A 19,382-nucleotide genomic window follows, 5' to 3' on the forward strand; every position below is an offset into this window, starting at 1 on the left:
CGTGTTGAAATTCGGTTACGGCGCACGTCGTCATCAGGCGCCGCGGATACCCCAGCGACCGGCGAAGGAATCGCCGGGCCGGAGCACGATCACGTCGTCGTGGGTGACGCCCGGATTGAACGCGTCCGGTCCGCAGGTCATCGGCTCGACCGCGATCGACAGGTCCCGTCGGTCGGCACCGGTGTAGACCTGCAGCCAGCCGAACTTGGACTCGGCCCACAGTTCCGCCCAGCGTTCGCCGAGTTCCAGCCGGACCGACCAGGTGCCGCCGTCGCCGGCCAGTTCGGTGAACGCGGTGTCCAGGTTCACGTCGCCGAGCGGTTCGCCGGCCCGCAGGTCGTAGTCGGTCCCGGCCACCGGCTTGATCTCGATCGGCAGCAGCCGGTCGTCCACCTCGAGGTAGCGGGCCGCGGGCAGCGTCACCGACACCTCGTCGACCGTCGACTCGCCCACGGTCAGGTACGGATGCGCGGCATAACCGAACGGCACCGGGATGTCGCCGATGTTGGTCACGGTCACCTCGACCAGCAGCCCGGCCTCGGACACGCTGTGCCCGATCGTCGCCTCGACGGTCCCGGGCCAGCCCGGCTGCGGGTAGACGCGGACCCGCTGCACCACCCGGTCGGCACCCAGCTCGACCAGCGTCCAGGGCACGTGCCGGACCAGGCCGTGGATGGCGTTGTTACGGTCCGGCTCGGTGAGCGCCAGTTGCTGCGTCACGCCCTCGTACGGATAGCGCCCGTCCCGGATCCGGTTCGGCCACGGCAGCAACTGCTGGCCGAGGCCGCCGTGCACCACCTCGCCCTCGTCGAAGCCGCGGACCACGTCGCGGCCGGACACCCGGTAGGTCCGCAGCGTGGCGCCGACCTCCGTGATCACCGCCCGATGGTCGCCGGAGCCGATCTCGTACTGCTCGCCGGTGGGGTACGTCACGGGCCGAAACTCTACTGTCCGCCGGCTCAGCCCGGCGCCCGGCCCGGACCGCGCCGGTCCGCGGTGATCGACCGGGCCGGCCGGAGCTCAGCCCTTGACATAGGAGAACTTCTCGCAGATCAGTCCGTCCCGGAAGCGGAGGACGTCGACGCCGCGGACGTGGCCCGGGGCCGGGCCGCCCCACGCATAGCTCCAGCGGACGACGCCGCGATCACCCGCCACGAAGGACTCCTCCTCGGTGAACGTCATCCCCGGCGTGCCCATCACGTCGACCCAGGCGGTCCGGACCGCGGCCCGACCCTCGTACCGCCGGCCGTCCGGTGCCGGTGCGGTGGACTCGAAGATCACGTCGTCGGTGACCAGGGCGAGCGCCCCGTCGAGGTCGGCGGCGCCGAAGGCGGCGTTGAACCGGGCCAGGGCTCGATGGTTGGCGCCCCAACCCGCGTCGCGGCCGAACCGGGCGAGAAGATCATCCTGGGCATCGCCGGTCACCGGGCGGCGCGGCGCGATGGCACCCGCACCCCGGTACGCCTCCTCCTGACCGTCGAACCAGTCTGCGATCATGCGCACCGCCTCGGGGTCCAGCGTGGTCCCGCCGTCGACGGCCACGGCCAGGTCCCAGCCGTGCACCAGGTGATCGGCGGCCAGTTGCAGGGCGTACTCCGTCAGCGGCGTCTCCCCGAAGGACAGCTGTACGGTGCCGTCGCCCGGCAGCCGAGCGGCCATCGCGGCCGCGGCGGCATCGATCGCCGCCAGCGCGGACCTGGCGGGGTGATCGCCGAGCAGGTCCCGTTCGAACCGGTCACCGACCTCCGCGATGGTCGCCCCCTCCATGAGGGGGACGGTCCAGACGTTCTCGTAGGTCACGTGCTGGACCAGCTCACGTACGGTCCAAGCGGTGCAGGGCGTCGGGAGGTCCCAGTGCTCCGGTGCGATCTCCCGTACTCGGGCGCCGAAGTGGTCAAGCGCAAGCTGGTAGAGCGTGCTGACGTCCATTGCGTCCCACCACGGCCGTCACCGCGGAGCTTCCAGCCAGGGATCCCTCAGATCGAAGAAGACCTGCTCGCCGACGGTGAGGGCGTCCATCTCCTTCATGATCTCCTGCAGCTCCGGCGGCGGCTCCTTCCGCTCGCCCTCGCGCGCCGCCTCCTCGGAGGTGAAGTAGATCGCCATCGTCCAGGCACCGCCCTCGTGCCCTACCGAGAGGGTCCCCAGGATCTCCGGCCGGAACCGCTGCCAGTCGGTCGGATCCGTCGCCATCAGCTCACGGACCCGCTCCAGATCGCTGGTCCGCCCCTGCATGACCTGGACGAATCCGGCCTGGCCGGGATCGCCGACCTGGTCGGCGTCGACCGAGGTGCTGTTCTGGAAGGTGGGCTCGCCGGAGAACACCGACGCCGTCTCCTCCCACCAGGCCGTCTGTTCCGGCCGGTCGCTGTTCTGCTGGGCCGCCTCCTCCGATTCGAAGCGCGCCAGCGCGATGAACCGTCCGTCGTCGGTCACGCCCGCCGTACTGCCCAGCCAGCCGACCGATCCGGGCGCCAGCTCCCTGAGCCAGGTGTCGAACCGCGCCCGTATCTGCGCCGGGTCCGACACCTCACCTTGAATCACCTGCACGAACATGTCCGGGTACCCCGTTCTCCTGGTCCCGCACCTGTGTGGATCGAATGGAGGCCGACCCCTCCGGGTCTGCGGATACCCGGGAGGGCCAGCCCGTTGCCCTCACGTTAGGCCCGGGTTCCGGCAGCTCCGGTAGGGCCGTTCGGCCCGACGTTCGGGGTCATCCGTCCGGATCGGGAGCCGGCCGGCCGGTGAACTCGCTGGGCTGATCGAGCAGCATTACCCTTGGTCGCATCATGTCAGTGCAGAACAAAGGGGGACGACCCTCTTTGAATCCCCCGACCGCTCCGCGCAAGGACCCGACGATTTCCAACGCTCGCACGTACCAGATCCGTACCTACGGCTGCCAGATGAACGTCCACGACTCCGAGCGCCTGTCCGGGCTGCTCGAGGACGCGGGCTACCGGCGGGCCGGCGACGAGACGCAGGCCGACGTGGTCGTCTTCAACACCTGCGCGGTCCGGGAGAACGCCGACAACCGCCTGTACGGCAGCCTCGGCCATCTGCTGCCGACCAAGAAGTCACATCCCGGCATGCAGATCGCGGTCGGCGGCTGCCTGGCCCAGAAGGACCAGCACTCCATCGTGGAGAAGGCGCCCTGGGTGGACGTGGTCTTCGGCACCCACAACATCGGCTCGCTGCCGGTGCTGCTCGAGCGGGCCCGGATCGAGGCCGAAGCTCAGGTGGAGATCAAGGAATCGCTGGAGACCTTCCCGTCGACACTGCCGACCCGGCGCGACTCGCCGTACGCGGCGTGGGTCTCGATCAGCGTCGGCTGCAACAACACCTGTACGTTCTGCATCGTCCCGGCGTTGCGCGGCAAGGAGACCGACCGGCGGCCCGGCGACATCCTGGCCGAGGTCCGCGCGCTGGTCGCCGAGGGCGTCCAGGAGATCACCCTGCTCGGCCAGAACGTCAACGCGTACGGGGTCGAGTTCGGCGACCGGGCCGCGTTCGCCAAGCTGCTCCGGGCCTGCGGCGAGATCGAGGGCCTGGACCGGGTCCGGTTCACCTCGCCGCACCCCAAGGACTTCACCGATGACGTGATCGCCGCGATGGCGGAGACGCCGAACGTGATGCCGCAGCTGCACATGCCGCTGCAGTCCGGCTCGGACTCCGTGCTGCGCCGGATGCGCCGTTCCTACCGGAGCGAGCGCTACCTCGGCATCATCGACAAGGTCCGCGCCGCCATGCCGGAGGCCGCGATCACCACCGACATCATCGTCGGCTTCCCCGGCGAGACCGAGCAGGACTTCCAGGCGACGGTGGACGTCGTGAGGGCGGCCCGGTTCGCGGGGTCGTACACCTTCCAGTACTCCATCCGGCCCGGCACTCCGGCCGCGACGATGGACGACCAGATCCCGAAGCCGGTCGTCCAGGAGCGGTACGAACGCCTCGTCGAGGTGGTCGAGGACGTCGCCTGGACCGAGAACAAGAGCCAGCTCGGCCGCACCGTCGAGGTGATGTTCGCCGAGGGGGAGGGCCGCAAGGACGCCGCCACCGCGCGGCTGTCCGGCCGGGCCCGGGACAACCGCCTGGTCCACGTCGCCGTGCCGGAGGACCCGGCCCTGCGGCCACGGCCGGGCGACGTGGCCGACGCCGTGATCACGTACGCGGCACCGCACCACCTGACCGCCGACGACGGCATCACAGGCCTGCGCCGGACCCGGGGCGGCGACGCCTGGGCGGCCCGGCAGGCTCGTCCCGCCGACGCGGTTCCGGACCGTCCGGTGGTCGGCCTCGGCATGCCCGGAATCGGCGCACCGCTGAGCTGAGCGACGCTCCGGCGCCGTTCTGCCTGCGGTCCCGCGGACGGTCAGTGGGCCGTGTCACGATGGGGGCGCGGGTGACCATCCCCCTGACGGTCACTGGCGCAAACCCAGAGCGACCAGGAGCAAGACAGATGCCAGCAGAGCGTTTCGTGGAGCAACTCAACGTCCAGATCGGGCACGAGTTCTCCGCTCACCAGCAGTACATCGCCTGCGCCGTCTATTACGACGGCCTGACGATGCCGCAGATGGCCCAGTTCTTCTACAACCAGGCGATGGAGGAGCGGGACCACGCCATGATGATGGTGCAGTATCTGATCGATCAGAGCGCGCCGGTGAAGATCCCCGCCGTCGAGCAGCCGGTCAACGAGTTCGCCGACATCGTCGCCCCCGCCGAACTGGCGTTGGAGCAGGAGAAACGGGTCACCGGCCAGATCAACGAGTTGACCAAGATCGCCCGCGAGGAGAACGACTTCGCCTCCGATCAGTTCATGCAGTGGTTCGTCAAGGAACAGGTCGAGGAGGTCGCCACGATGGGCGACCTGGTGACGGTCGTGAATCGCTCCCGGAACAACATCGAGGCGATCGAGGAGTACGTCCAGCGGGAGCAGTCCGGCGGGGCGACCGACCCGACCGCACCGCCCGTCGCGGGCGCCGGCTGACCGACGCATGGACTGTTGCGGCCGGGCGGTGATCCCGCCCGGCTGAGCCGCCTGATGCAAGAATGACGGCCGTGCCTGACGATTGGGATTGGTTCTGGTCCAGCGAGTACGGCCGCGACCGGATGCTCCGCGAAGAGGTCGAGACCCTGTCGTACCAGGCATCCGCGGCCGCCAGCCGGGCCAGCCGGATGCAGAGCCAGCTGGCCAAGTTGCAAGGGTCGCTGGAGTCCCGGCTGAACGCGCTGTCCAAGGCCTTCGACGCGTACGTGGAGCTCGGCGACGTTCGTGAGGAGTTGGCCGGCTATCCGGACACGTCGGCCATCCGGCGCGACGTGATGGCCGTGATCGAGCAACTCTCGAACGGACTGCCGGCCGGCCCGGTCGACCCGCGCGGCGTCGACTACTGGCTGCCGCACGCCACCAACACGGTGATCGAGATCGTCGGCGGCGACGCCGAAGCGGGGAAGTCGGCGCTCGGCGCCACCCCGGAGTCGAGGTTGTTCGTGGTGGCCGCGGTCGGCGCGCTCGGCCACGGCGAACGGGTCGCCGACCGGCTTCCGGAACTGCTGATCACGGACCGGGAGCTGACCGGCCACCAGGTCGTCCTGCTGGACGCCGTCGTGGCCGGGGTCTTCGGCCCCAAGGCCCTGGAGTCGCTCGAGCCCTCGTTCCGCCCGATGCTGGAGCGGACCGACCCGGCCGGCTGGCGGTCGACGATCGAACGAGTCACCGGCGTGACGAACGACGACTTCATCCTCAACTGGATCCGCGGTCAGTTCGCCGAATCGACCGCGCCGTCACTGGACGCCCAACCGTCGTCGCCGGACGCCGCGCAGCCGGCCGGCAGCAAGGACAAGCCCGCCGAGGCGAAGGCCGGCAGCGACGATCCGAAGGCGCCGCTGCGCGCCGTGGTGGCGGCCCTGATCGGCGGCGGCTACGGCGGTGAGGGCGCGCTGCTGGCCCGGGCCCGAGAACTGCGCTGGCAGATCGAGAACCCCGGCCGGACCCGGCCCGAGTCGGAGCAGGGCCCGCCCCCGGTCGATGCACTCGACCGGCTGGTGCACCACCTGAAGGAGCTGGCGGTCGGCTCGCCGGAGCAGCGCACGCTGCTGCGCTGGGTGGCGCCCGGACTGCAGACCTTCGTCGAACCACTGGCCACCGTGGCGGCCCGGCCGGCGGCCTCGGTCGACATCCGGACCTACTACGGGTCGCTGCCGGTCACCGCCGCCGGACCGGACCAGAACCGCTGGCAACAGATCGTCCGCAACGTCGAGGAGTCCGGCAAGGTGGCGCCCGGAAAGCTGTACGGCTTCGGCATCGGGGCCGCGGCCTGCGCGGTGCTGGCGCTGGTCTGCGCACTGACCGGCCAGACCGTGCTCGCGGTGCTGGCGATCATCGCCGCCGTGATCCTCGGCGTGATGTGCGGCCTGCAGTTGCGCGCCCGGCACGAGGCGGCCGAGGCGGCCAAGGCCGGCCTGGACCAGGTGAACCAGCAGCTCGCCGACGGCGTGAAGCGGGCCGAACTGGCCGACACCGCCGCGCGCGAGTCGGCCGAGGAACGGACCCGGCTGGTCGATCACGTCCGAGCCAACTTGGCCCGGCTCTGAACGCAGGCCCAGCCGTCGGTGGCCGGGCATGGAGCGAGGGGCCGTCCAGGGACGACCCCTCGTCGTTCTTGGCCTATGTGCTGGCGAGAATCAAGCGGGCTGTTCCGGCTCGTCCTGGTTGCCACCGCCGAGGAAGTTCCCGGCCTGGTCCTTGACGAAGTCGGCACCCTGATCGATCTGTTCGGAGTGCTGCCCGCCGGTCTTCTCGTCGACAAAGTCAGCGGCCTTGTCGATGCCCTGGTCGACCGCTTCCTGGTTGTCGCCCAGCATTTCCTTGGCCTTGTCGAAGATACCCATACTCCGTCCTCCGTTCCTGCTCCGGTACCAGCCACCACTCTGGCGGCGTGGCAGGCGACCTTCCCGCATGAACGCGGACACCTGCGGTACGGCACCCTTTCTACCGCTTCCGGTGTCCACCTGGCCAGTGTCCCCGCCGTGCGCCGCGTCGGCGGCTCGGGGGCGGATCGGGCACACTGCTCGGGTGACTGTGGTGCTGGTCGGACCGACCGCTTCGGGCAAGTCGGCGCTGGCCCTGGCGCTGGCGGAGCGGCTGATCGCGGCGGGCCGGCCGGCCGAGATCGTCAACGCGGACTCGATGCTGGTCTACCGCGGGATGGACATCGGGACGGCGAAACCGACCGCGGCCGAGCTCGCTGCCGTACCGCATCATCTGGTGGACATCTACGCCATCGACCGGACCGCGACGGTCGCCGAGTTCCAGGAGCTGGCCCGCGCCGCGATCGCCGACTGCCGGGCCCGGTCGGTGCTGCCGATCGTCGTGGGCGGGTCGGCGCTCTACATCCGCGCGATCGTGGACGACTTCCGCTTTCCCGGTACGGACGCCGCGCTGCGGGCCGAACTGGAGACGGAGCTGGAGCGGCACGGACCCGAGCCGTTGCACGCCAGGCTGGCCGAGGTCGACCCGGCCGCCGCTGCCGTGATCGAACCCCGCAACGGGCGCCGGATCGTCCGGGCGCTCGAGGTGATCCGGCTGACCGGCGAGCCGTTCCAGGCGACGCTGCCGGCGCACGCCGCGGTGCTGCCCGACCTGACCATGCTCGGTCTCGACGTGGACCGCCCGACGCTGGACCGGCGGATCGCCGACCGGGTGCGGGCGATGTGGCGGGCCGGCTTCGTCGACGAGGTACGCGAGCTCGCCGCCCGCGGCCTGCGCGACGGTCTGACCGCCTCCCGCGCGCTCGGCTACCGGCAGGTGCTGGCGTACCTCGACGGCGAGACCGACGAGGCCGGCGCGCTGGAGGCGACGATCACCGCGACCCGGAAGTTCGCCCGCCGGCAGGACGCCTGGTTCCGCCGCGACCCGCGGATCCGCTGGCTGCCGTACGACGCGGACGACCTGGTCTCCCGAGCACTGGCGTTGGTGGAACACTGAGACCGTGCACAGCTTGACCTTCACCAAGGCCCACGGGACCCGGAACGACTTCGTCATCGTGCTGGACCGGGAGGACATGCACGACCCGACCCCGGACGAGGTGCGGGCGGTCTGCGACCGCCGGGCCGGGATCGGCGGCGACGGGCTGCTCCGCGCGGTGAAGGCGGGCCGGATCGAGGAGTGGCACGGCGATCCCGATCTCTGGTTCATGGACTACCGCAACGCCGACGGCTCAATCGCCGAGATGTGCGGCAACGGGGTCCGGGTGTTCGCCCGCTACCTGGCCGACAACGGCCTGGCCGACGGCCCGGTGATCCCGATCGCGACCCGGTCCGGGGTCCGCGAGGCCACCCTGCTGCCGGACCGCCGGGTCCGGGTCGACGTCGGCGCCGTGACGGTGGACCCGGAGGCGGTCAAGGTCACCGTCGCCGGCCTGGTCCAGCCGGTTCCGGCCACCAAGGTCGACGTGGGCAACCCGCACGCGGTCGCGTTCGTCGACGACCCGACGGTGCTCGACCTGACCAGGCCGCCGGTCTGGGAGCCGGCCGAGGCGTTCCCGGCCGGGGTCAACTGCGAGTTCGTCCGGGTCGTCGGCGACCGTCATGTCGAGATGCGGGTGTTCGAGCGCGGGGTGGGCGAGACCCTGTCCTGCGGGACGGGCACCGTGGCGGTCGCCGCGGCCACCGCCGAGCGGGAGGGCGTGGTCGAGCGCCCGGTCACGTACCGGGTGGACGTGCTGGGCGGCACCGTCGAGGTCGAACTGACCGGCGGCGACGGCGTGGACCAGGCGTTCCTGACCGGACCGGCCGTCATCGTCGGCCACGGCGAGTTCACCGGGCCGGAGGACTGATCCGGGCGCGGGTGTGAAATCGGTGGTCCGGGCTTGCCCGGCGTGAGATTCTGGACTGACGATGACATCAGCCGCAGAGAACCCGATCGACGACCTGGACGTCGACGACACCGCACCCGAGCCGTACCCCAGCGACGAGCCTGATCCCGAGGCCGAACCCGAGGGTGTGAACGGCGGCTACGACGGAGCGCAATGGGACCTCGAGGACCGGCTGTCCCTCCGCCGCGTGGCCGGTCTGTCCACCGAACTCACCGACGTCACCGAGGTCGAGTACCGCCAACTCCGCCTGGAACGGGTGGTCCTGGTCAGCGTCTGGACCACCGGCAGCGAGGTGGACGCCGAGAACTCCCTGCTCGAGCTCAAGCTGCTCGCCGAGACGGCGGGCTCGGAGATCCTGGAGGGCCTGATCCAGCGCCGTCAGCGGCCGGACCCGGCGACCTACATCGGTCGCGGCAAGGTCGACGAGTTGCGCCAGGTCGTGGTCGCGACTGGCGCAGACACGGTGATCTGCGACGGCGAACTGGCCCCGGCCCAGCTGCGTAATCTCGAGGACCGGGTCAAGGTCAAGGTGATCGACCGGACCGCGCTGATCCTGGACATCTTCGCCCAGCACGCGAAGAGCGCCGAGGGCAAGGCGCAGGTCGAACTGGCCCAGCTGCAGTACCTGAAGCAACGCCTCCGCGGCTGGGGCGGCAACCTGTCCCGGCAGGCCGGTGGGCGGGCCAGCGCCGGCGCCGGCATCGGCGGCCGTGGCCCCGGCGAGACGAAGCTGGAGTTGGACCGGCGCCGGATCAACAGCCGGATCGCCAAGCTGCGGGCGGCGTTGCGCGAGATGGACTCGACCCGGGAGACGAAGCGGGCCGAGCGGCGCCGGCACGAGATCCCGTCGGTGGCGATCGTCGGCTACACCAACGCCGGCAAGTCCAGCCTGCTGAACCGGCTCACCGGTGCCGGCGTGCTGGTCGAGGACGCCCTGTTCGCGACCCTCGACCCGACCACCCGCCGGGCCGAGACGACCGACGGCCGGGTCTACACGCTGACCGACACGGTCGGGTTCGTCCGCCACCTGCCGCACGATCTCGTCGAGGCGTTCGCGTCGACGCTGGAGGAGTCGGCCCAGGCCGATCTGCTGGTGCACGTCGTGGACGGCTCGGACGCCGACCCGGTCGGCCAGATCAAGGCCGTCCGTACGGTGCTCAACGACATCGGTGCCGGCAAGGTGGCTGAACTGATCGTGATCAACAAGGCCGACCGGGCCGACCCGGACCAACTGGTCGCGCTGCGCAGCCAGTATCCGGACGCCATGATCGTTTCGGCGCGGACCGGTCGCGGGATCGACGACCTGCGGGCTCGGGTGGAGGCGGGTCTGCCGCGCCCCGAGATCGAGGTGACCGCCCTGATTCCGTACCAGCGTGGGGATCTGGTCAACCGGATCCACCAGGCCGGTGAGTTGATCGACGTCGACCATCAGGCCGAGGGCAGCCTGATCCGGGCCCGGGTGAACGCCCAGCTGGCCGGCCTCCTGGAGCCGTATCAGGTGGCCCCGGCCGGCTGAGTTCCGTGCCCTGAGCCTGTCGACCTCCGTGCCCTGAGCCTGTCGAACCCCGTGCCCTGAGCCTGTCGAAGGGCCGACTGTCGGCGGAGCCCCTTAAGGTTGTCGGGTGGTGGCGGAACCGACGGCGCAGGTCCGGGAGAGCGAGACGACGGAACCGGGGCACCGGAAGGTGCTGGAGGCCGCCGTCTCGGGGATCTCCGGCCAGGAACGCCCGGGCCAGGTCGAGATGGCCGACGCCATCGCCGCCGCCCTGGACTCCGGCCGTCATCTGCTGGTCCAGGCCGGCACCGGCACCGGCAAGTCGCTCGGCTATCTCGCACCCGCGTTGATCAAGCTCGTCGAGGGTTCGGCGAGTCGCATCGTGGTCGCGACCGCGACCCTGGCCCTGCAGAGCCAGCTGGCCGACAACGACATCCCGGCCGCGCTCGAGGCGGTCAGGAAGGTGTCCGGCAAGCAGCCCCGGCACGCCGTGCTGAAGGGCCGCACCAACTACGCCTGCCTGTACCGGGCGCGCAGCGGGGGAGCGGACGACCAGGCCGCCCTGTTCGGGGTCGACGATCTCGCCGACACCCTGCCCAGTGCCTCGTCGGCGGCGGAGCCGGAATCGGCGCTCGGAGCCGAGGTGCTGCGGCTGCGGGAGTGGATCGAGGAGGAGCACGACCGGACCGGCCTGGCCGACCGGGACGGTGCGCCGAGCCACTCGGACCGGGCCTGGCAGCAGGTGTCCATCCCGGTCCGGGAATGCCTCGGCGTGCAGCGCTGTCCGTACGGTGAATCCTGCTTCGTCGAGCGGTCCCGCGACGTCGCCCGGGCCGCCGACCTGATCGTCACCAACCACGCGCTGCTCGCGATCAACGCGATGCACGGCGAGACAGCGCTGCCCGAGCACGACGCGGTGATCATCGACGAGGCGCACGAGCTGGTCTCCCGGGTGACCGGGGCCGCCTCCGCCGAGCTCAGCCCGCAGGCCATCGAGCGGGTCGGCCGGCGGGCGGCGAGCTACCTGGAGGACGAGGTCGCGCTGGACCTGCTCGAGTCGGCGGACGCGCTGCGCGCGGCGCTGGACGAGTCACCGCTGGAACGGATCGAGGATCAGGACTCGCCACTGGGCCTGGCCTGCGCGACGGTACGGACAGCGGCCCGGCGGGCGGTCAGCGACCTGACCAGCGCCGGCGAGAAGACCGATCCGGAGCAGCGGCAGGCGGCCGCGGCGGTGAAGGAGATCTTCGACATCGCCGAGCGGCTGGCCGGGATGAGCCAGTACGACGTGATCTGGGTGACCGAGCGGGAGCGCTCCGGCCGGGAGGCCTGCGTGGCGCCGCTGTCGGTGTCCGGCCTGATGCGGTCCAGCATCTTCGGCGCGCGCACGGTCGTGCTCACCTCGGCGACGCTCAAGCTCGGCGGCGACTTCGGGCCGGTCGCGGCGTCGGTCGGGCTGCGGCCGGAGGAGCGGGACGACTCCGTACCGGAGGGTGACGAGGCCGCCGAGGGTGACGAGGCCGCCGAGGGTGACGAGGCCGACGGCCCGCAGCCGTGGCGGGGGCTCGACGTCGGTTCGCCGTTCGACTATCCGCGGCAGGGCATTCTCTACATCGCGACCGACCTGCCGCCGCCCGGCCGCGACGGCATGGCCGAGGCGACGCTGGCCGAGATCGCCGAGCTGGTCTGGGCCGCCGGCGGCCGTACTCTCGGGCTGTTCTCGTCCCGCCGGGCCGCCGAGGCCGCCGCGACGTACGTCCGCAAGCAGTTGCCGAAGCAGACGATCCTGTGCCAGGGCGACGCCCAGCTGACCGAGCTCAAGCGCCGGTTCGTCGCCGAGGAGGAGAGCTCGCTGTTCGGCACCCTGTCGCTGTGGCAGGGCGTCGACGTGCCGGGCGACACCTGCATCCAGGTGATCATCGACCGGATCCCTTTCCCGCGGCCGGACGACCCGCTGCTGCTGGCCCGGCAGCGGTCGGTCGCCGAAGCCGGGGGCAACGGGTTCATGGCGGTGGCGGCGACCCACGCCGCGCTGTTGCTGGCGCAGGGCACCGGCCGGTTGATCCGGCGGATCAGCGACCGCGGGTTGGTCGCGATCCTCGATCCGCGGCTGGCCACCGCGAGGTACGGGAGCTTCCTGCGCGCGTCGCTGCCGTCGTTCTGGCCGACCAGGGACCGCGAGGTGGCCGTCCAGGCGCTGCGCCGGCTGACCACCCCGCCGGGCACGGCCTGAGTCAGCGACCCAGCCAGCCGCCGTCGACGGCGAGGACGGTGCCGTGCACGTACCGGGCGGCATCGCTGGCCAGGAACACGGCCGCCCCGGCGATGTCCTCGGCGGTGCCCCAGCGGCCGGCCGGGATCCGGTCCAGGATCTGCCGGGACCGCTCCGGGTCGTTGCGCAGCGCCACGTTGTTGTCGGTGGCGATGTAGCCGGGCGCGATCGCGTTGACGTTCACCCCGGAGCCGGCCCACTCGTTGGCCAGCGCCTTGGTCAGCCCGACGAGCCCGTGCTTCGCGGCCGCGTAGCCGGGCACGGTGATGCCGCCCTGGAAGCTCAGCACCGAGGCGGTGAAGATGATCTTGCCGTAGCCGCGCTCGACCTGGGACCGGCCGATCGGCCGGGTGAGCAGGAACTGGTTCCCCAGGTTCGTGGCGAGCACGTGCTCCCAGTCGGCCCGATCATGATCGGCGGCCGGCGCCCGCCGGATCGTGCCGGCGTTGTTGATCAAGATGTCGATCGGCGGATCGTGCCGGGCCAGGTCCGTACCGAAAGCCTCGGTCGCGTCGGCGTCGGAGAGATCGAGCCGGCGGGCCTCGCAGCGACGGCCGAGCGCGGTCACCCGGCGCTCGACCTCGCTGCCGGTGGTCTCGATGGTGGAACTGACGGCGATGATGTCCGCACCGGCGCGGGCCAGGGCCTCGGCCATCGCCAGGCCGAGACCCCGGTTGGCGCCGGTGATCAGCGCGAGCCGCCCGCTCAGATCGAGCCGGAACCCGGTCATCGCAGAGAGGCGACGGCGACCGCGTCCATGTCGGCGTAGTCCTGGTTCTCGCCTGCCATCGCCCAGATGAATGAGTACGCCCGCGTCCCGGCACCGCTGTGGATCGACCAGCCGGGACTGATCACCGCCTGGTCGTCGGCGACGATGATCGGCCGGGTGTCCTCCGGCGGGCCGGCCAGGTGCACGACGTGATCATCGTCGCCGAGCCCGGTGTAGAGGTACACCTCGGTCCGGCGCAGATGGGTGTGCGGCGGCATGGTGTTCCAGACACTGCCCGGATGGAGCGTGGTGATCCCGAGCACCAGGTTCGCCGAGGCCACGCCGTCGGTGTGGATGTGCCGCCGGATCGTGCGCCGGTTCGCCCGCTCAGGCTCGCCGAGCTCGGTCGCGTGGGCATCCTGCCGCCGGGCCAGGGCGGTCGGGCAGGGCCGGTGGGCCGGCGCCGACACGAGATAGACCCGGCCGGACCCTTCGAGGGTGACCTCGGCGGTCCCCATCCCCAGATAGAGCACGTCCAGCGGCTCCAGCCGGTGGCTGGTGCCGTCACTGGTGACGGTCACCGGGTCGCTCAGCGGGACAACGGCCAGTTCGCGGCGCTCGCACAGCGCGCGGCCGCTCAGTTCGGCCGGCGCCGTGACCGGGCAGGGCGCGCCGGCGAGGCTGACGCCGCCGAGCAGCAGCCGGTCGTCGAGCGAGTTGACCCAGGTCACCCGGTCGGCGTCGAAGAGGCCGTCGACGAGGAACCGGGAGCGCACCTCCGTGCTGTCGAGGCGGGCGAATTCACGGGGATGGGTGGCGGGCAGGGTTCTCACGACGCTCCTGAGCTGAGGTGGTCCGGGACGGGGATGCCGAAGCCCGGCTGGTCCGGGACGGTGATCACACCGTCCTTGATCACGTACCGGCCGGTGTCCACGTCGACCGTGCTGCCCGGAACGCCTTCCACGATGGGCACGTTGCCGAGGCCGGCCGCCATCTGCGCGGCGTACAGCGTCTTCAGCGGCAGTCCCCAGGCGTGCGGCGACGCCTGCGCGCCGGTCTTCGCGACCGTCGGCATCAGGCGACGCCAGGGCGTCAGTCCGTACGAGACGACGTCCATCAACATCACGTTCAGCGCCCCGTCGGCGGCGATGCCGAGCAGCGTGTCGACCTCCGGCCGGGACTCGCCGTCGGCGATCAGCGTGTCCGGGCTGACCCGGTCGAGGTGCTGCCGCAGCGCGGCCAGGTCGGCGGCGTCGTCCAGGAACGGCTCCTCGACCCAGTAGAGGTTGCAGTCCGCCACGGCGTCCAGGTAGCGCAGGAAGCCGTCGAGGTCGTAGCCGTCGTTGGCGTCGACCAGGATGCGGGCCTCCGGGTACGCCGCGCGCACCGCCCGGGTCACCGCGATGTCGCGCTCGTCGCCGGTCTCACGCTCCATCCACCGGTTGCCCCGGCCGATCTTGAGCTTGAATGCGGTGAACCCGAGGCGGGTGTCGTCGGCACAGTGACCGAGCACCGCGTCGATGCCGCGCGGCGCATCGTCCGGATCAAGATCAGCGAAATAGATGCCGCCGTCGTAGCACGGCACCGTCGGCGAGCCGGCGGCGCCGAGCAGCACGTACACGGGCTGGTCCAGGATGACCCCGGCCAGGTCGTGCAGCGCGAAGTCGAGCCAGCGGTGCTCGTCGGGAACCCCGGCGGCCTCGTCGAACAGTTCGCCGACCGTACGGCCGACCACGGTCTCCGGACCGGCCGCCGGGCCGGCGATCAGTCCCCAGCCGGCCCGGCCGGTGTCGGTCCTGATGATCGCGGCGTCGCTGGTCGGGCCGTCGCCGTGGCTGCCCAGCCGGGCGTTGCGGCCGATCGTGCGCGGATAGCGGGTCGTGATCTTGATCGTCTCCACCGAGGCCACGGTGTGATCATGAAGGGACATGGTGCCTCTCTGCCGGTTGATCATGAACGAAGGATGGTCAGCTGCTGAAGTAGGACTGGCACACGTCGATCTGGTAGAACGGCTGAGCCGGGTCGACCGGCACCGGGACGTTACGGAAGCGCTCGCCGGCGATGCCGTAACTGACCGGGGTCAGCACGGTGCCCATCACCCAGAAGTTCTCCTTGGCGATCTTGAGGATCTCCTTCGTGAGTTCGACCTGCCGGGCCCGGTCGGTGGTGGCCTTCACCTGGTCGTACAGCTCGAACTGCCGCTTGATCTCGGCCGGCGGCTCCACCGCGTCCTCGGCCTTCGGATCCTCCGACCAGATCGACCAGCCGCGGGCGAAGGTCAGGTAGGCCGGGTCGGGGAAGTACCAGTCCGGCACCTGGGTCGGGTTGAGTCCGCCGTCGCCCTCCCAGGCGTACACGTCGCTGTCGTTGGACTCGTTCTGCGACGCCAGCAGCGATCTTTCCTGCGGTTGCAGCCGGGCGTCGATGCCGACCTCCTGCCAATGCTTGCGGACCAACTCCAGGGTGTCGGAGGGCTTGGCCACGGAGCCGGCCGCGAACGCCATGTTGAAGGCGATCGGCTTGCCGTCCGGCCCGATCCGCCGGCCCTGGCCGTCCCGCTTGTAGCCGGCCTTGTCGAGGTGCTCGTTGGCCTTGGCGAGGTCGAATTCCGTGTACTGCTTGGCGAAGGCCTCGTCGTAGAACGGGGACTCCGGCCGGGGCGCGGCCTGCCACGGCTCGCCCTGGCGTTGGTGGGCGACCTGGATGATCTCCTCCCGGTTCAGCGCGTACGAGAGCCCGATCCGGAAGTCGAGGTTGTTGAAGATCTCCCGCCGGACCGGGTTCTTGTGGCTGAGGTTGAAGATGATCAAGGCGTTGTTCATGATCTCCGGGCTGGTGTCGAAGAACCGGTACTTCCCCTTCTCCCGGCCGTCGGCCAGCACCGGCTTGTTCTGCGACGTGTTGAAGTGCCGGAAGTGCATGTCGAACTGGCCGTTCTGCGCCTTGAGCAGCATCACCTCCTCATCCTGGATGATCGAGAACTCGACCGCGTCGATGTAGGGGAGCTGGTTGCCCTCGGTGTCGGTCTTCCAGTAGTACGGATTGCGCACGAAGGTCGTGCTGCCGCCCTCGCCGAGCACCGTGGCCGGACCCCAGGCGTGCAGCCGCGGCAGTTCCGGGTTCTGCCACACCGCGTTGTACGGCGTGCCCTCGATGCCGCCGCCCTTGCGCCCGAACAGCTCGACCCAGTCCGCGGCGCCCTCCTTCTTCACCAGATCGTTGATCTTGGAGTTGTACTTCTTGTGGAACTGTTCCAGGTAGTGCTTGGGCTTGGTGACGAGCCCCGAACCGAGCCCGCTCTCCAGCCACAGCGAGTTCGGCCGGCTCAGGGTGAGCGTCACGGTCAGGTCGTCCACCTTGGTCGCGGTGACCACGGTGTCGCCGACCACCGACAGCTCCTCGTTGTTGTAGACGTCGTTCTGGGCGAACACCACGTCGTCGGCGGTGAACGGTTCGCCGTCGGACCAGCGCATGCCCTCGCGCAGCTTGAACGTGTACTCGGCGCCGGTGGCGTCGGCCTCGAACGACTCGGCGACGTTCGGCAGCAGCTCGTTCATGTTCGGGTTCCAGCGGACCATCGGCTCGCTGAACAGTTGATCGAGCCAGGCGGCGTCGGCCGGGCCGAGCAGGGCGGTCCGCCACTTCCCGCCGTACTGGCCGATCTGCTCGACCGGCGTGATCACGACCGGGGCCTTGGGCAGCCGCTCCGCCAGCGGGGGCAGTTCACCGGCCTCGACCTGCTTGGCCAGGTCGGGCGCCTGCTGGCCCTTGAGGGCACCGGACTGTTGATTTTGGTCGCCGGTGGAGGTCGGCGCGGTGGACAGGAAGCTGCAGCCGGGCAGCGCAGCCGCCGCGACGGTGGCGCCACCGATCGTGATCAGGCGGCGCCGAGTGAAGGCGGGGGAGGGCGGGTGCTGGTTCATGGGACGGGAACCTCTTCTTCGGGGTGGTGAGGCGTGATGCCGATCAGCTCGAGTTGATCGGCGAAGTGGCAGGCGACCGTGCGGTCGCCGGCGACGGCGCCGAGCTCCGGCGACTCGTCGGCGCAGCGCTCCGGCCGGCGGTACGGGCAGCGGGTGTGGAACCGGCAGCCGGCCGGAGGGCGGCCAGGATCGGGGAGATCCTCGGCGAGGTGCTTGCGCCGGCCCTGACCGCGCAGGTCCGGGTCGGGCCGCGGGACCGATCCCAGCAGGGCTTCGGTGTACGGGTGTTGCGGTGAGCGGAACAGCTCCCGGGTCGGGCCCTGCTCGACGATCCGGCCGAGATACATGACCGCGGTCCGGTCGCACAGGTACTCGACCACGGAGAGGTCGTGCGAGATGAACAGGTAGGTGAGCCGGAACTCCTCCTGAAGATCACGGAGCAGGTTGAGGATCTGGGCCCGGACCGAGACGTCGAGCGCCGACACCGCCTCGTCCGCGACCACCAGCCGCGGCTGCAGGATGAGCGCGCGGGCGATGTTGACCCGCTGTCGTTCACCGCCGGAGAACGCGTGCGGATAGCGGCGCAGGTAGTCGGGGCGCAGGCCGACCTTGCGGAGCATCTCGGCCACCCGGTCGTCGAGCTCGGAGCCGGACGCGATCTTGTGGGTGCGCAGCGGCTCGCCGACCAGGTCCCGCAGCGTCATCCGCGGATTCAAGGAGGAGAAGGGATCCTGGAAGATCAGCCGCACCTCGCGCTGGTAGTCGCGCAGCGCTTCGCCGCTCAGGTCGGGGACCTCGACCGTCGCCCCGGCGGCCGTGCGATAGCTCATCCGGCCGGACGTCGGCCGATGGCTCCGGACGATGCACCGGCCGAGCGTGGTCTTGCCGCAGCCGGACTCGCCGACCAGGCCGAGCGTCTCGCCCTCCGCGACCTCCAGGTCGACCCCGTCGACCGCCCGGAGCTGACCGACCGTCCGCTTGAAGACGCCCCGCCGGATCGGGAATGTCATCGACAGGTCGCCGACGGTGAGCAGCGGAGCAGTGGGTACGGACTCGCTCATCGCGTCGCCATCCTCGGGTCCGGACGGCCGGCGTCGTCGACGGCCGGGTCGTACAGGTGGCACTGGACCGTCGCATCGTCGGCCAGCCGGGTCGTCGCCGGGACGTTCTGTTCGCAGAAGCCGGCGATGGCCGCGTCGCAGCGCGGATGGTAGGAGCAGCCGACCGGCCGCCGTCCCGGGTGCGGCACCAGACCGGGGATGGCCTGCAGACGATGGCGGCGGTCCAGCCCGAAGGTGGGGATCGAGCGCAGCAGCGCGCGGGTGTACGGATGCGACGGCTGGTGGAAGATCCGCGACACCGGGCCGTACTCGACCACCTTGCCGAGGTACATCACCGCCACCTCGTCGGCGACCTCCGCCACCACCCCGAGGTCGTGGGTGATGAAGAGGATCGAAATCGCCAGGTCCTCCTTGAGCTCCAGCAGGAGGTCGAGGATCCGGGCCTGGGTCGTGACGTCGAGGGCGGTGGTGGGCTCGTCGGCGATCAGCAGCGCGGGCTGGCAGGCCAGCGCAATCGCGATCATGGCCCGCTGGCACAGCCCGCCGGACAACTGGAACGCGTAGGCGTCCATCCGGTCCTCGGGCCGCGGGATGCCGACCCGGCGGAGCTGTTCGACGCCGCGCTCCCGGGCCTCCTTCTTGGAGACCGGCTGGTGCAGCCGGATCGCCTCGACGATCTGATCACCGATCGTGTGCATCGGCGACAGCGACGCCATCGGCTCCTGGAAGACCATCGAGATCTCGTTGCCACGGATCCGGCGCATCGGCTCGCCGCGCGGATCCAGGCCGGCCAGGTCGACCGGCTCGCTCGTCCCGTCCCGGGACCAGAGGATCTGTCCGCCGATGTGCCGTCCGGGCGGATCGACGAGCCGGAGCACCGACCGGGCCGTGACCGACTTGCCGCAGCCGGACTCGCCGACCACGCAGACGACGCGGTTGCGGCCCACGGTGAGGTTCACTCCGTCGACCGCGGGCACGGTGCCTTCGCTGCCGACGAAGTGCGTCCTGAGGTCGACGAGATCGAGCAGGGGTCGGTCGTGGGTCATCGG

The 19,382-nt window shown here is 70.7% G+C and carries 17 protein-coding genes; 7 read left to right on the forward strand and 10 right to left on the reverse strand.

Going from position 1 to position 19,382, the window contains the following annotated elements:
* Positions 1-33: 33 nt before the first annotated feature.
* The 3 genes from AC6CCG_RS16690 to AC6CCG_RS16700 all read right to left on the reverse strand — a co-directional run bounded on the left by AC6CCG_RS16690 (position 34) and on the right by AC6CCG_RS16700 (position 2,556).
* Positions 34-933: an aldose 1-epimerase family protein gene (locus tag AC6CCG_RS16690; protein ID WP_496655717.1), complete on the reverse strand. Its 900-nt coding sequence runs from the start codon at positions 931-933 to the stop codon at positions 34-36.
* 87 nt (positions 934-1,020) lie between these two features.
* Positions 1,021-1,929 carry a TIGR03086 family metal-binding protein gene (locus AC6CCG_RS16695; protein WP_496655718.1) on the reverse strand — a complete coding sequence of 303 codons (909 nt, stop codon included), beginning with the start codon at positions 1,927-1,929 and terminating at the stop codon, positions 1,021-1,023.
* An 18-nt stretch (positions 1,930-1,947) separates the two neighbouring features.
* Positions 1,948-2,556 (reverse strand): hypothetical protein, encoded by a 609-nt coding sequence (locus tag AC6CCG_RS16700; protein ID WP_496655719.1) that lies wholly within the window; start codon positions 2,554-2,556, stop codon positions 1,948-1,950.
* A gap of 233 nt (positions 2,557-2,789) precedes the next feature.
* Here AC6CCG_RS16700 and miaB point away from each other — a divergent pair, with 233 nt between their 5' ends.
* From miaB to AC6CCG_RS16715, 3 genes are all read left to right on the forward strand, one after another.
* A complete protein-coding gene (miaB, locus tag AC6CCG_RS16705) occupies positions 2,790-4,328 on the forward strand; it encodes a tRNA (N6-isopentenyl adenosine(37)-C2)-methylthiotransferase MiaB (RefSeq protein ID WP_496655720.1) in 1,539 nt (512 codons plus the stop codon).
* 128 nt (positions 4,329-4,456) lie between these two features.
* Positions 4,457-4,984, forward strand: coding sequence for a ferritin (locus AC6CCG_RS16710; RefSeq protein ID WP_496655721.1), 528 nt, complete (start codon positions 4,457-4,459; stop codon positions 4,982-4,984).
* A 71-nt stretch (positions 4,985-5,055) separates the two neighbouring features.
* Positions 5,056-6,591, forward strand: a complete 1,536-nt coding sequence (locus AC6CCG_RS16715) for a hypothetical protein (RefSeq protein ID WP_496655722.1) — start codon at positions 5,056-5,058, stop codon at positions 6,589-6,591.
* A gap of 90 nt (positions 6,592-6,681) precedes the next feature.
* Here AC6CCG_RS16715 and AC6CCG_RS16720 read toward each other — a convergent pair whose 3' ends face one another.
* The gene (locus tag AC6CCG_RS16720) at positions 6,682-6,888 is read right to left on the reverse strand and encodes an antitoxin (RefSeq protein ID WP_496655723.1); all 207 of its coding nucleotides are present in this window, start codon (positions 6,886-6,888) and stop codon (positions 6,682-6,684) included.
* A gap of 193 nt (positions 6,889-7,081) precedes the next feature.
* Between AC6CCG_RS16720 and miaA the strand changes: the two genes are divergently transcribed.
* From miaA to AC6CCG_RS16740, 4 genes are all read left to right on the forward strand, one after another.
* A complete protein-coding gene (gene miaA / locus AC6CCG_RS16725; protein ID WP_496656276.1) occupies positions 7,082-7,984 on the forward strand; it encodes a tRNA (adenosine(37)-N6)-dimethylallyltransferase MiaA in 903 nt (300 codons plus the stop codon).
* A 4-nt stretch (positions 7,985-7,988) separates the two neighbouring features.
* On the forward strand, positions 7,989-8,834 hold the full coding sequence (gene dapF, locus AC6CCG_RS16730) for a diaminopimelate epimerase (protein ID WP_496655725.1): 846 nt from the start codon (positions 7,989-7,991) through the stop codon (positions 8,832-8,834).
* A 61-nt stretch (positions 8,835-8,895) separates the two neighbouring features.
* Positions 8,896-10,389: a GTPase HflX gene (hflX, locus tag AC6CCG_RS16735; RefSeq protein ID WP_496655726.1), complete on the forward strand. Its 1,494-nt coding sequence runs from the start codon at positions 8,896-8,898 to the stop codon at positions 10,387-10,389.
* Between the two features lie 109 nt (positions 10,390-10,498).
* Positions 10,499-12,601, forward strand: a complete 2,103-nt coding sequence (locus AC6CCG_RS16740) for an ATP-dependent DNA helicase (protein ID WP_496656277.1) — start codon at positions 10,499-10,501, stop codon at positions 12,599-12,601.
* A 1-nt stretch (position 12,602) separates the two neighbouring features.
* On the opposite strand, the gene AC6CCG_RS16745 is transcribed toward AC6CCG_RS16740, so the two are convergent.
* The 6 genes from AC6CCG_RS16745 to AC6CCG_RS16770 are packed head-to-tail and all read right to left on the reverse strand — an operon-like array spanning position 12,603 to position 19,379.
* On the reverse strand, positions 12,603-13,370 hold the full coding sequence (locus AC6CCG_RS16745) for an SDR family oxidoreductase (protein ID WP_496655727.1): 768 nt from the start codon (positions 13,368-13,370) through the stop codon (positions 12,603-12,605).
* Positions 13,367-14,182 carry a 5-dehydro-4-deoxy-D-glucuronate isomerase gene (gene kduI / locus AC6CCG_RS16750; RefSeq protein ID WP_496655728.1) on the reverse strand — a complete coding sequence of 272 codons (816 nt, stop codon included), beginning with the start codon at positions 14,180-14,182 and terminating at the stop codon, positions 13,367-13,369. The genes AC6CCG_RS16745 and kduI overlap by 4 nt, the downstream gene beginning before the upstream one ends.
* The gene (locus AC6CCG_RS16755; RefSeq protein ID WP_496655729.1) at positions 14,179-15,303 is read right to left on the reverse strand and encodes a mandelate racemase/muconate lactonizing enzyme family protein; all 1,125 of its coding nucleotides are present in this window, start codon (positions 15,301-15,303) and stop codon (positions 14,179-14,181) included. Before AC6CCG_RS16755 ends, kduI begins: the two co-directional genes overlap by 4 nt.
* A 13-nt stretch (positions 15,304-15,316) precedes the next feature.
* On the reverse strand, positions 15,317-17,272 hold the full coding sequence (locus AC6CCG_RS16760; protein WP_496655730.1) for an ABC transporter substrate-binding protein: 1,956 nt from the start codon (positions 17,270-17,272) through the stop codon (positions 15,317-15,319).
* Positions 17,269-18,333 carry an ABC transporter ATP-binding protein gene (locus tag AC6CCG_RS16765; protein WP_496655731.1) on the reverse strand — a complete coding sequence of 355 codons (1,065 nt, stop codon included), beginning with the start codon at positions 18,331-18,333 and terminating at the stop codon, positions 17,269-17,271. The genes AC6CCG_RS16760 and AC6CCG_RS16765 overlap by 4 nt, the downstream gene beginning before the upstream one ends.
* Complete coding sequence (locus AC6CCG_RS16770; RefSeq protein ID WP_496655732.1) at positions 18,330-19,379, reverse strand: ABC transporter ATP-binding protein; 1,050 nt, start codon at positions 19,377-19,379, stop codon at positions 18,330-18,332. Before AC6CCG_RS16770 ends, AC6CCG_RS16765 begins: the two co-directional genes overlap by 4 nt.
* Positions 19,380-19,382 lie beyond the last annotated feature (3 nt).

The organism is Microlunatus sp. YIM B11417 (assembly GCF_059617205.1).